Source organism: Paenibacillus odorifer (genome assembly GCF_000758725.1).
Classification (GTDB): domain Bacteria; phylum Bacillota; class Bacilli; order Paenibacillales; family Paenibacillaceae; genus Paenibacillus_AQ; species Paenibacillus_AQ odorifer.
In genome coordinates this window covers 2,479,600-2,492,918 of sequence record NZ_CP009428.1, presented here as the reverse complement: position 1 = coordinate 2,492,918, position 13,319 = coordinate 2,479,600, and the positions used below count along the sequence as shown (strand labels likewise).

Genomic DNA, 13,319 nt, shown 5'->3' with positions numbered 1-13,319 from the left:
AGTAATCTTGACGTATACTCCGAGTAAGGGAGAGATGGATATGAGAAAAATGAGGAAAATCACAATATTCACAGGTATTGGGTTATTCAGCCTTGTTTTGATTGCCATGTTTGCAATCAGCGCTTTTGTAATCAAAAGACCGGCGACTACCACCCCCGTAATCGCGGATGTGAAGCCTTACAAGTGGAATAAAGTCACGCTAGACGGAAATGTCATATCAAGTGATGGATCAGAGTATTTTTTGTGGAATAAAAAGGGTGAAAATAATAACTGGATCATCTTCTTTTCCGGGGGCGGGGCCAGCTGGGATGCCCAAAGTGCCGCACACCCCATCAAGCTTATGAACTTTATTAAAGGTGGAGATACAGGCAACTATTTCCCCAACATCCCCTTCTATATGCTTACATTGCTGAGAGGCATGATGGATACGGATAACCCTGCCAATCCATTTCATGGCTGGAATGTGGTCTACCTTCCCTATTCGACCGGTGACTTCCATATCGGCAACCGCACAGTTGAATATAAAAAAGAGGACGGCAGCCCCTTTACTATGCGTTATAACGGCAGCAATAATGTGCGAAGCAGCCTCGATTGGATATATGCCAACGTGGATAAACCCGGCAAACTACTGATTGCTGGCGAAAGTGCTGGTGGATTCGGATCCGCTTTTTGGGCTCCTGAGATCGCCTCTCATTACAAGGACTCTGAGATCTTCCAATATTCAGACAGTTCCTTCCTGAAATCAGACAAGTGGCCAAATGTTGTGAATCAGGAATGGCAAGCAGACTTCGGGAAGAACTTCGGATATGCCCCTGAAGCGGATATCATCGGGGCAGCTTTTAAAGCGAACGGCCATCTACTTCCTGCAAATGCGATAATATTGCAATCCTACTCGGTATTTGACGAGATTCTAATCCACTTTCAGAACAACATCAACGATTACAAGGGGCCAAGAGATCAAAGCATCATTAATGAGTGGTCACAGGAAATGCGGCAATCTGTTTCTTCTTTGGCAGCCACTTTACCTAATTATTATTACTATCTCACCGACTATGGACTGAACGCTAAGACGGGTACAACTCCGCACACTTTTGCCACCAGAGAGACCTTCTTTCAGGCTGAACAGGATAGTGTGAAGCTTCTGAATTGGTTAGGTGATGCGATCAACCGGCAGAACCCCTATTCAGTGGGCAGCAAATTCCTCATGAATTCGAAGCCAGCTCAGAAATAGTGCTAGAAGCAGCGGAAGAGTTGCAACAAGACAGGAGAGAATATCAATGAATTTGCGGGAAAAGCAAATGCAAATGACAAGGGAGATCATTAAGGATACAGCGCTTAGCTTATTCTGTGCTCAAGGTATTGAGCGCACGGATATGGCACAGATTGCGGAACAAGCCGGCATCTCCCGGCGTACTTTGTATCATCATTATAAGGACAAAGAAGAATTAGCCGCTCAAATTTATGCCCTTAATCTGGAGCGAATGTTTGGACAGCTGCTGTTTGATTTTGATTTTGAACACCCTGTACAGTCATTGGAGAACATTCTCGATAAATATCTGGCGTTAAGAGATCATCAGGAAGCCCTGATCTACTATGATGCCATTTTTGGAGTTTACTACAGCACGCTTTCCAAAAATCCCGCGGAACTTCCTGACTTTAAGCAGGCTATGGAAGGCTGGTATTCACGGTTAATTCTCCTTGAGACAATTTCAGTCGCTCCGGAGGAAAAAAATAAGTGGCTGGACATTCTGCACAAGTCCACCCACCTGTATTTCATGTATTTACAAAAAGCCGTCATTATTACTCATCAGCGGGGGGGTGTGGTTACGGAGGAAGATCGGGTTATGGACCGGCAATTCAAGGATTTCATTATGTTTGGCGTACGGCAATCCAAGAATGAGACAAACCCTTAATTTCACTTATGGGGCAACCTGACGATAATCGTCGTTCCCGCTCCAACCGCACCGTCCACTTCTATGTTTCCCTGATGCAGGGAGACAATTTTTTTAACGATTGCAAGTCCCAAGCCATTGCCATTGTTGTTTCCATTCCGTGACTTGTCTATTTTATAAAATCTTTGGAATACGGTGTTGAACTCTTCCGGGGAAATCCCGATCCCGTTATCACTGACGGTGACCGATACATCTGCTGCACTGTCATCTATACTGATGCGGATGTTCCCGCCTTCCGGTGTGAACTTGATGCTGTTGCTAAGCAAATTCATCCATACTTGCTTCAGCTGATCTTCATCACCCTTAATTTTGACAGCTTCCGGCAGCTCAAGATCGATAACGATGCCTTTGGCTGACCATTGTGGCTCACAGGTCACAACGATGGTTCTAATCTGCTCGTCAAGATTGAAGGAATCTGCGTTAAAAGGATGATGTTCAGAATCCAGGGAAGCGAGCTTCAGCAAATTATCACTTAACCTCGACAGACGCTCACTCTCAGCAATGATGATATCAAGATATTCAGAACGTTCCTCTTCCATGATTAGATCATTGTTCTGCAATGCCTTAGCAAAGCCGGAAATAGACGTAAGCGGTGTCTGAATTTCATGAGACACGTTGGATACGAAATCCTGCCTCATCTGTTCCAGCTGCTTCAGCTCCCTGGCCATCTCCACATAGCTTTGTGTCAGTTCCCCTATTTCGTCCTAAATACTGGACAGCTTTCAAGCGTGTGCATTATACACTAGTGGCACTTTCGGCTGTAGTGATGACTCTGTTTTTCTACTATTGGAACCTGTTGGGTTGGCAGTTCGGATAACTTCGTTTCTACAGACGCAAGATCAAGGCGATGACGCCTCCGGAAAAGTGGGCCATCCGCTTATCTGTGGGAACTGCTGGGTGGGCGCTGCCGGGGGGGGGGGCTTACCCGTGCCAGCATATGCTTATTGAGTGCTTCCGAGATTGATCCCGGCAATTTGGCAGGGTCGGTAGTGATTTGATAACCCACTCCACCCTCTTCAAACCCCGCTGTATGTGTCATCAAATGGCGCATCGTGATCGGCTCAGGATAAGTAGCAGGGATCTTCACTGATTTCAGGTAGGTGTTAATATCAGTGTCCAGATCTATCTTGCCTTGTTCGACCAGTTGCATCACCGCTGTCCAGGTGAACAGCTTTGTTGTTGAAGCGATTCGAAACATGCTGGTTGTCGGATCAACCGGTGCCGCTTCTTCCAGATTGGAACTGCCATAACCTTTGGCTAAAATAATCTTGCCGTCTTTTACAATGGAGATAACCGCTCCCGGAATTTGCAGCCGGTTCATATCTTTTTCCATAATTCCATCAACGAAGCTAGTCAGTCCTGCGGTATCATCGAGCTTGGCAGATGCTTCAATTTGAGCTGCCGGTAGCGCGGTTTGACCCATTTTGGTCTCAGCCGAGGCCTGTTTCCCGGGAAATACCAAGCTTGCGCCTAAGCCGGCACTAATTATAGCCAATAGAGTCAGACCAGCGATCAGCCTTTTTTTCATAGGTGTTAACATTATTATCCTCCGAGTCATCATTTATTGGGGTGGATGATCATCCGCCTAACACTTATAGAGATTATCAGAGTATTATGAATGGAACGTTAACAAGACAATAAAAAAACTAGACAGCAATCCACCCTTAAAAGTGACGGATCATAGTCTAGTTACATCACAAAAACCTATAAAAAATCCCATAGCGAACGTATGCCTACCACCTTACTGTAGCTCAGTCCCGATCCCTTTTTCTCTCGCCTTTTTCACGAAGTATACCGCTGTTGCGATATCAAAAACCGCCATCCCCATCGGACAAAAGAAAATCGGCTCATCTGCTCTGAGTTCATTCAGGCAATGGCGCGAGACAACATCGGTAATCATTCGGGTATCGGCACGAGTTAACCCATGTTTCAGATGGAGCTGCTGTATGTCAGTATTCTCGCGGCACACCTCATCCCAGTCGTCGACGATTATGGCCTTCACCGAAGCTAATGCCTCAGGCTTATAATCACGCAGTGAAATATTCAATAGAAGACTACCTTCCGCCGGAAGCATATCGATATATCTATGATTGGATACGGTACAGGTGATAAAGATATTGGACTTTCGATAAACGCCCGCCCACGTCTCCTCCACTTCTATCCTATCCTTATATATAGATGAGATGTCTGACAAATCTACTTCCCTTATATCAAAGATGCGGATACGTTCAACTCGATCTCCGTACAATGCCATAACCATTTGAAAATGATATTGCCCGATTGGTCCCCAGCCGATAATGCCAAGATGAATCCGTTCAAGTGAACGAGCCTGCAAAAAGTGACCAATCATCAGTCCACTGATGGAAGCTGTCCTTACGATGCTGGGGAGCGGAGAGCTTAGGACGGATATAGGCTCGCCCGTAATGGGATCATTCAAGACAATGATGCTATGCGCGCGGGGAAGACCAACCTGGATATTATCCGGGAAGCTGGAAATCCATTTGATCCCTGCTGCGTTCACGTTCCCCCCTACGTATGCGGGCATTGCAATAATACGATTTTGAGGATTCTTATACCTTAGGTAAGGTTTTACGGGCTGCGCGTAATCTCCAGAATCAAGTATGCGCACCGTAGTTTCTATCGATTCCACGAGAGAAGGCCAATCAAGCCCCACCTCCCGGATGTCCCGATCGTTTAAATACAGCATTCCACAACCTCCTTTTTCCGTTCGTTAAGCAAGAACATCTCCACCGTCAGGCGAGAATTCCTGCCCAAATTCATTCTGAATCCATGGGTCAGAGTATACTGTATCGAGGTAACGCTCCCCTTTGTCATGCAGAATCACCGCACAGACAGATCCTGGAGCCATTTCTTGCTCCATACGCCTAACAGCGGCAAGGTTAGCCCCCGAGGATGCACCGGCCAGAATCGATTCATTCTGGGCGAGTGCTCGGCATCCTTTTACGATATCCAAGTCTGAGACATGCACAATACGGTCGATTAAATCCGTTCTGCAGAAAGGGGGTACGATGCCAGCACCCAGTCCCGGGAACCGCCGTTTCTCTTTGTTGCCACCAAAAATACTACTTCCCTCCGCATCGACGGCAACAATCTTAGTCTTCAGACCATGATCCCTTACATATTCCGCGAGGCCACGAATCGTGCCGCATGTACTTACGCTGCAAAACAAATAATCCACTTCGCCAAGCTCAGTCACGATTTCTTTCATGGTCGTATGGTAGTGGGACAAATAGTTATTTGCGTTTGCATATTGATTCGGCCAGTAGCTGCCCGGTATTTCCTCCAAGAGTCGCTGCACTCGATTCAGTCTAGCAGGCAGATATTCACCGGTCTCGGGATCGGGTTCGCTAACAAAGTCAATTTTTGCAGTTAATGCTTTCAGAATCTGCAGATTTGTTGTGGTAGTTCTTGGATCAACCACACTAATAAATCGCAGCCCTAAATATTGGCAAATCATCGCCAAGCTAATCGCCATATTTCCCGAACTCGACTCAATAATAGTAGTTCCCGGCCCGATTTTCCCTTCCTTCCATGCCTCATGGATCATCCGCAGAGCTGGACGGTCTTTCGCACTTCCTCCCGGATTTAGCAGTTCCATTTTTGCGTAGACTTCGAACTCACTGTTCTGGAACAGATTATCCAGCTTGATTAATGGTGTTTTTCCGATAGTCGATAAGATACCGTCTTGGATATTTATGTCCACCTTAGCTTTGTCCTTCTGATAATATAACTTCTTGTTCTTGACCTGCCCGCTGGCCAGCGGCTCCCCTTTAGCTACTATAATGATCTCAATATCATCAAGCAGATGGTTGCGAATCATCATCCCGATTTCCGGAATACACTCCCTGATTTCCTCTTTGATTACCGGAATAATAGAGTGCTTCACAGATTTACTCTTGATATAAATAGAGAGCGCATTGTTTTTTACCTTGACCCGAATGATCGCATCTTCAATATGACGGTATACGACCTGCTCGATATCGTACAGGCTGATTTTCTCACCGTGCTTCAGTTCCTGACCCACTCTTTTTACAATAGACTCAAAGCTTTGTTGTTCAACCCCGTCTATCATCACAGGCCTAAAATCCCTTACAACGTCATAAGTAACAAAACGAAGAGCTGGCAGCATCTTGCGGACAGTTGAGGTAAGCACCAGAATACTTTCATTGTTCCGAAGTGGCCTTACTTCTTCGTCTAACTCATGAACCCCGATTCCTTCCGCAAAAATTCCGTCGGCAAAAATGTACCTGCCATGATCATGGGAGTAATAAGCGATCGTACCGATTTCAATGGAGCCGTAAGTATCGATGATGTCTCTAGGCTCAATACCGAACATGCCAGCCATGTTCCGCTGCCACTCAGGCGGAGCAATTTCCCCTACCAAAATAATCTTGCGAATTCCGAATTCACGCGGGTTTCCGGCAGCATATACGATATGGTCAAGGATGGACGGCATCGTATAGAGCAAGTCAGGTTTAAAAGCTTTAAGCTGTTCAATATGCTGTTCGATTGGCAGTTCAAAGGGGATTGAACTTTTTTCCAATCCTAACCTTTCAAAAATGGTCAGCGCAGTATTTGCTGCATGTCCAGTGCCCATATCCGCCAACGCTCTGTTACATCCGCTTCCCGCAATAAGCTCGCCGAATAGCTTCGTTTTAATATCCACATAGTGTTTGTCATCTTCCTCAGAGTAGAGGATTGCTTTTCTACGGCCTGAGCTTGTACCAGACGTCCTATAAACAGTCCAAGAAGGATCGATGGGTTGGTTATAATAGAAAGTTTCAAGTGTTTTCGAAGACATAAGAGGTAAGTTCTGCAGGTTATAATTCGTTTTCTCCCCATCGATCAACCCCTTGTACCAAGGGTATTCGTCCATTACTTCTTGCACCTTATTCTGCAATTTCCCGAGCAGCATCATAGCCGCCTCCCGTTGACCGCATGCTGCAGCCCAAGTTTAATAAATGCCTCCAATATTCATATGTAGAATTCTTTGCATGTGTTCTATTCTTCTGTGGTTGCCCAAGCAAAAACTGCGTATTCCCGTAATATAGCCTATAGATATATAGAACGGAGGAACAAAATGAAGGAGCCAATACGGCGGATATCCAATAAGCTGACGAAAACAAGGGTACTGCTTAGAAAACAAGAGCTAAGGAAGTATATCCCGGTAACGAAAAAAATGAATAAAAACGTACTCTATGAGATGTTGCAAAAACATAAAATGGTGTACATTAAGCCCTGCTGTGGATCTTTGGGACAGGGTGTAATTCGGATTGAAAGATCACAAGATCATTCCGCCAAAAAACGACCAGCCTACAGCTATCAGTCCGGTACGCATAAACATACATTTTCTGATTACGAGATGGCTTATCGGGCAATCTTTAACGAGACCCAAGGAAAGTCCTATTTGGTGCAAAAGGGGATTTGGCTTTTGGTTTATGAAGGAAGGCCATTTGATATCCGGGTAATGGTGCAAAGAAATCTTAAGGGCGGGTGGGAAGCTACAGGCATTGCGGGTCGCGTTGCTCATCCTCGCAAAGTGGTTACGAATGGGAGCCAAGGGGGAACGATTTATCCGGTAGAGGCATTATTAGAATCCTACACAAACGTAGAGAATAGTAGCGCGTTGATCCGGTCCATGCAACAAATTGGAGTGAACTCCGCCAGACAGCTAAGCACAGCCTATCCCGGCCTGCAGGAAATCGGTGTGGATATTGCCTTGGATCGACGCCTTAAACCATGGATCTTGGAAGTAAATACAGCCCCCGATCCGTGCCCATTTACCAAACTGAATGACACCAGCATGATTGAGCGAATCGTCAAATATGCGAAAGCCTATGGCCGCACATACAATCTTAAATGCATGAAGTCCAAACAGGGTATGGTCTGAACGAATTAGATTGGTGATAATACAAACAGCCCTGATATATAGAAGTCTCTACCAGGGCTGTTTGTGTTGTTTTAGAATTCGGAGTCGCTCACCTTAACAAGCATCTTCCCTAGGTTCGCACCTTGGAACAATTGCAGGAATGCTTCCACCACATTGTCGAATCCTTCAACAACTGTTTCTTCATATTTTAATTTACCTTCTGTTAGCCATTTTCCAAGCTCTTGAAGGCCTTCTGACTGGCGGGCTGCGTAATCACTAAGAACGAATCCTTTGATAAGGGAGCGGGTTTTGATCAATCTGCTCTGAATACGGGGACCCATATCTCCATCTGTACTGTTATAGGAAGAAATAGCGCCACATAGTGGAATACGTGCATAATCATTAAGCAAACTCATCACAGCATCTGAAATCGCTCCACCCACGTTGTCAAAATAAACATCAACACCATTTGGACATGCTTCTTCCAAAGCCTGGCCTAAATTTTCCGTTGTTTTATAATTAATGGTTGCATCAAAGCCAAGTTCATTTTTCAAATAGTCGCATTTATCATCGCTACCTGCGATCCCAACGACACGAGCGCCTTTGATTTTGGCAATCTGTCCAACAAACATCCCCACTGAACCCGCTGCCCCAGACACTACGACAGTCTCTCCTTCTTTCGGCTGACCGATATCAAGTAAACCGAAATATGCAGTGAGCCCTGTCAAACCAAGAACACTTAAGTAAGCCGATACAGGTGCAATCGAATCATCGATTTTGGTTACTGCTTTAGCATCTACAGTATTATATAACTGCCAGCCCAGCATACCGATGACTTTATCTCCAGCTTTGAATAGCTCCGATTTGGAGTCTACGATCTCTCCCACAAGTCCTCCAGCGATGACTTCATTAAGCTGATACGGAGGAACATACGATTTAGCATCATTCATTCTTCCGCGCATATAAGGATCCACTGACAAATACAACGTACGTACAACAACTTGTCCTTCTTTTGCTTCAACTACAGGAATATCTTTGAACTCGAAATTTTGCTGGGTTGGCATGCCTACAGGACGTGAAATTAACAGGACCTGTTTATTTTTCAACTGATTCATAGATCACTACTCCATTAATATTTATTTTTGCTGCTACCTATAACTATTAACCAAACCCTGTACATGATTATCAAATAGTTATAAAACTATCAAACTATCAAGAAAAAATTATAGGTTTCCGGACATATTATAAACTGTCCAAGAAACCCGGTAATAATTCGCTAAACGTATCCTCTCGAAGCTGGCTAATCTTATTCTGCCCCATACGTGTGACACTTACTAAATCAGCTTCATACAAAATCTTCAGATGGTACGACACATTAGATTTGTCCATTCCCATAGATTCACCAATGGACCCACATGTATTGTTCTCCTTATGGAGATGAAGATAACGAATCATTTCAATTCGTTTCACTTCTGCTAATGCTTTAAAAATCTTCACTCGCTTTTCATCATCTTTTAAGGAATATTGTTCGATAGTCATAAAACTATTGTATTCTTCTGATTGCGCAAAGTCAATTTACAATCCCATTTCTTAATCGGTTTCATTTTTGTATAATATACCAATCGGCATTAGCGCGGCTCTATTTATTAGGAAGGAGGGGTGGTAGAAATGGACATTACCAAATATGAAAATCTTGTTCCCCGTGTTTTTTTGTTTGTTGATCGCCGATCCTTCCCGGATTGGGAGATTACGAGGAGTAAAATCGATTTCCATGATCTTACCTTCATCGTAGAAGGGAAGTCTGACTATTTTATTAATGGAGAGAAATTCACGGTTGAAGCCGGAGATATGCTCTATGCCCCTTCTGGCAGCATTCGGGAAGCTCAGACCTTTAAGGAGGCACCCATGCGTTCTTTTGCGTTTAATTTCTTCTGGGAGGGGGAGGACAATCATGTGCAGCTCCCTTTTGAGACTGTAACTAGGAATTGGAGAACTAAAGAGATTCTAGAGGATATTAAAGAATTCTCACATGTCTGGATGGGCAAACAACCTTTCTACAAAATGAAGGCCCGGGCCATCTTTCAACTGATAGTGTACCGCTTATTAAGTATCGCCCACCATCAAGAAACACCTCTGATAGATCTAAGAATCCAAAAAGTGATGACCTATATTATGGATCATTATTCGGAGGAAGTTACGATCAAGGAGCTGGCAGATTTGGTTGCCCTAAATCCCGTATATCTTGGTAAGCTATTTAAGCAGAACACTGGCTCCACCTATAAAGAATTTATAAACAAGGTGCGGGTGAACAATGCTGAGATGATTCTATCGGCAGGTGGTTTTAATGTGTCCGAAGTGGCAGCGCACTGTGGTTATCAAGATGTCGCCTACTTCAGCAACGTTTTCAAAAATATAAAGGGTTATCCTCCGTCATCTGCCCTGAAATAACGGAGGATTCGAAGCAACAACCCAGTTGTTCGCCCTTTTAATTCAACCTAACTAAGAATGGACGCCGTCCCGCTAGTATAAAAGCTCTCCTCCGGCCCTAAATAGGAATAAGGAAGCTGGGCAGCGGACAATACAAGCTTTTGCAGAACCAGACCCGCATCCAATCCGTAAAAGCGGAGGGTATGAAGACCCTTTGTTAAAGCATGGCTGGTGGTCACAGCATGAATATTGTCCATAACCGCGCGGCACCACGGTTCATTATCATGATTACCGCCTTCAAAGTTCGTTGGTAAAGCATCCTTAATCACGGGTGCCTGATCATCGAAACCTATCGCATATTTCAACCCACTAGTTTGTGACAGATTGTTTGTCGGCGCAATATACGCGGTTAAGCTATAATCAGTGTCCTGCTGCACTATAATCCGATATTCCAGATAAGGTGCATCCTCCGGTTGTTCAAAAGATACAGCATCCGGATACATTTTAACCGAGGATAAAGAACGTCCATAGCTGTCAATGGTCTTCCATACCACCCCTGATTTCGAAACACGAGTTATGGTATGCTCCGCTTCAATGGACACAATATTATGGGTCTCGATGAAAGTCATCGGTGGCACATCCGGAATGTCTATCCAATCCACGGCTGCCTTCACCTTAACTATATTCCCGGCACCGGAGATCGTAATTTCGCCCGTCGATGCTTCTTTGACCTTCTCCCAATCTACGGAAACCTGAAGCGTCTCCCCTGCCTCAATCCAGCCGCGTATTTTCTCAAGCTTGATCCAATCCACGCTGCTCCGCACCTGATATTCAAAACCCGCTTCTCCACCGTTACTGATTGTGATGCGATAGTTTTCTTTTTGAAGATTTGTAATTACCGGAAGATTAGCTGTGCCGGAAACATACGCTTGTTCCGTTCCTTCCACATCGACAATCATTAAAGAACCTCTGGCGGGAGTCAGGGTGTTTACATCCGGATATTTCCACCCTTCTGCATTCCAATGTATATACCCTACATGAGGGGAACTCATCATTCCCTGCCATTTCCCATCCGAAATTCCGCTATTATAAACCAGCTCCAGATGCTTATCCCTTTCGATGGTTTCGCAGGTCAGAGCAGCGTAAGTATTTGCCAACATACTATTTCGTTTAGCGTATAGATGGTTCAGTCCTGCATAAATTTGCATTTTGACCACATTGGCCGAGGCAACAGCAGGGAAATATACGAGCTGGAAGTAAGCATCCTTTAGTTGTTCCGGGATTAGCTCATCGTATTTGTTGGCAGCCCTCTCGATCATCACCGCTTGCTCCAGAACTCTGTGCGCCTCATTGTAATGGATAGGACTGAAGGTGGACGGATAAATAATTTCAGGCTTGCGCCGACCGTTCATCCGGGTATAATCACCTAACAATTGTGCGATTCCCAGACATGTCTCTTGTTCCAGCGCATATCCGAATTGCTGCTCTACCCAACGGTTGGTGTATTCCACAATCCGATTGATTGCACCTGTCCCCCAAGCCTCAAAATCGTAGGCCAAATCCAAAAAGTAGGAAATGGGCAATTCCATAGGCTTCAAATCTCCGACGTTCACAATCCATACATCACGGATGCCATAGTCGAATGCCATACACATTTGCTCCCAGACTTTTTCAAGCGGGGTCGTATTTAACCATTCATAGGAATGCGGACCACCATGATAGTCAAAATGATAATATATCCCCCATCCTGCGCTGCGGTTACGTTCGTTTTTCGTCGGGATTTTGCGGAGATTGCCAAAGTTATCGTCAGCAAGCAGGATCGTAACGTCATTCAGAACATCCCAGTCCTTCAACCCTTCCACCCCGGCAGTGCCATACCAGTACTTCTCAACTTCCTTATAAACGGCCAAAATTTGCGGTGCATGTTCAAGATTGTATTTCTTCAATAGTTCTTTTTGCGTAAGTATAATATCCTTCAGCAGATCAATATTCTCCTGGTCGGAGCCCTCCAGCGCAGAGTCACTTTCCCCCCGCATGCCTAGGGTAATCAAGTTATCAAAGGCCTGATTGCGCTTGATTCCGTCTTCCCAGAAATCTGTAATCGCCTGTTTATTACGGGCGAAATCCCATAGGTTACTTGTTCCGTATTGGCTGTATACCTTCTGCCATTCACTGCCTGCCCGGAATAAGGGTTCATGATGGGAGGTCCCCATAATAATTCCGTATTCTTGTGCATGCTTGGCGTTGGCAATCGGGCTGCTTTTACCATTCAGGCTGAATTCGGCGCTCCACATCGCCGGCCATAAATAATTCCCCTTCAAGCGAAGAATGAGTTCAAATACCTTGTCATAGAAATCTTCATTAAAGTCACCAAAGCTTTGAGTTACCCAAGAACCTAAAGACGGCCAGTCGTCATTCAAAAAAATACCTCTATATTTAACCGAAGGCTCCTTGGAGATCACATGAAGCTGGTTATCAGGAATGGACAATGCCGGCTTCTTCTCCGGCACAATATCCGCCCAGTACACCCAAGGACTAACTCCAATCTTTTCGGAGATCGAATACAACCCGTAAATCGTCCCCCGTTTATCACTTCCTACAATGACGAGCGCCTTGTCCACTTCCGCTGTGGGTTGTTCAACCACCTGAATTTTATAACATTCTCTTTTACCTTGGATGGCCGATACATCAACGGTTCCCTCCGCGATTAAATCATCGATAAAATCATTACTCCCTATCGACCCAGCGATTATGACTGTTCCATCCAATTCGTTCAATTGTGTATATATCTCAGGCTCTACCTCTGTTACCTGTTTAACATCTGCTGCAAAAGACTGTGCCACCCGGCGTAATCCCTCATAATCTTCCCCCATGGGGTCTACGTAAATCTTGGCAGCACTTCCCTGCTTCACAAGGTGCAATTCCTTCGTAGGCATGATAATTCTCCCCTTAAGCATCCTATTTTCGTATGACTAGGCACATTATATAAGTAAGCGATTTCAACATCCATGTGTAAACTAGCAACTTTTTGTAATTATTAAACGAAACTT

11 protein-coding genes are annotated in these 13,319 nt (G+C 44.8%); 4 read left to right on the top strand and 7 right to left on the bottom strand.

Features of this window, described 5'->3' with window-relative positions; all coding sequences use genetic code 11:
- Positions 1–40: 40 nt before the first annotated feature.
- Positions 41–1,231 carry a pectin acetylesterase-family hydrolase gene (locus PODO_RS10555; protein WP_169744757.1) on the top strand — a complete coding sequence of 397 codons (1,191 nt, stop codon included), beginning with the start codon at positions 41–43 and terminating at the stop codon, positions 1,229–1,231.
- A gap of 46 nt (positions 1,232–1,277) precedes the next feature.
- The gene (locus PODO_RS29995; RefSeq protein ID WP_051491631.1) at positions 1,278–1,913 is read left to right on the top strand and encodes a TetR/AcrR family transcriptional regulator; all 636 of its coding nucleotides are present in this window, start codon (positions 1,278–1,280) and stop codon (positions 1,911–1,913) included.
- A 2-nt stretch (positions 1,914–1,915) separates the two neighbouring features.
- On the opposite strand, the gene PODO_RS10545 is transcribed toward PODO_RS29995, so the two are convergent.
- The 4 genes from PODO_RS10545 to sbnA form a co-directional block, all read right to left on the bottom strand.
- Complete coding sequence (locus PODO_RS10545; protein WP_052096949.1) at positions 1,916–2,620, bottom strand: sensor histidine kinase; 705 nt, start codon at positions 2,618–2,620, stop codon at positions 1,916–1,918.
- A gap of 209 nt (positions 2,621–2,829) precedes the next feature.
- Positions 2,830–3,492: a serine hydrolase domain-containing protein gene (locus tag PODO_RS10540; RefSeq protein ID WP_038569948.1), complete on the bottom strand. Its 663-nt coding sequence runs from the start codon at positions 3,490–3,492 to the stop codon at positions 2,830–2,832.
- A 201-nt stretch (positions 3,493–3,693) separates the two neighbouring features.
- A complete protein-coding gene (locus tag PODO_RS10535; RefSeq protein WP_038569946.1) occupies positions 3,694–4,659 on the bottom strand; it encodes an ornithine cyclodeaminase in 966 nt (321 codons plus the stop codon).
- 24 nt (positions 4,660–4,683) lie between these two features.
- On the bottom strand, positions 4,684–6,891 hold the full coding sequence (gene sbnA / locus PODO_RS32205; protein ID WP_341120999.1) for a 2,3-diaminopropionate biosynthesis protein SbnA: 2,208 nt from the start codon (positions 6,889–6,891) through the stop codon (positions 4,684–4,686).
- Positions 6,892–7,053: 162 nt separating this feature from the next.
- Between sbnA and PODO_RS10520 the strand changes: the two genes are divergently transcribed.
- The gene (locus tag PODO_RS10520; RefSeq protein ID WP_038569944.1) at positions 7,054–7,863 is read left to right on the top strand and encodes a YheC/YheD family protein; all 810 of its coding nucleotides are present in this window, start codon (positions 7,054–7,056) and stop codon (positions 7,861–7,863) included.
- Between the two features lie 71 nt (positions 7,864–7,934).
- On the opposite strand, the gene PODO_RS10515 is transcribed toward PODO_RS10520, so the two are convergent.
- Entirely contained in the window at positions 7,935–8,957 is a 1,023-nt protein-coding gene (locus PODO_RS10515; RefSeq protein ID WP_038569942.1) for an NADP-dependent oxidoreductase, read from the bottom strand.
- Positions 8,958–9,084: 127 nt separating this feature from the next.
- On the bottom strand, positions 9,085–9,381 hold the full coding sequence (locus PODO_RS10510; RefSeq protein ID WP_038569940.1) for an ArsR/SmtB family transcription factor: 297 nt from the start codon (positions 9,379–9,381) through the stop codon (positions 9,085–9,087).
- A gap of 129 nt (positions 9,382–9,510) precedes the next feature.
- Between PODO_RS10510 and PODO_RS10505 the strand changes: the two genes are divergently transcribed.
- Positions 9,511–10,290, top strand: a complete 780-nt coding sequence (locus PODO_RS10505; RefSeq protein ID WP_051491630.1) for a helix-turn-helix domain-containing protein — start codon at positions 9,511–9,513, stop codon at positions 10,288–10,290.
- A gap of 47 nt (positions 10,291–10,337) precedes the next feature.
- Here the strand turns inward: PODO_RS10505 and PODO_RS10500 are convergent, their stop codons facing one another.
- Positions 10,338–13,205 carry a glycosyl hydrolase 115 family protein gene (locus PODO_RS10500; protein WP_038569938.1) on the bottom strand — a complete coding sequence of 956 codons (2,868 nt, stop codon included), beginning with the start codon at positions 13,203–13,205 and terminating at the stop codon, positions 10,338–10,340.
- Positions 13,206–13,319: the final 114 nt, after the last annotated feature.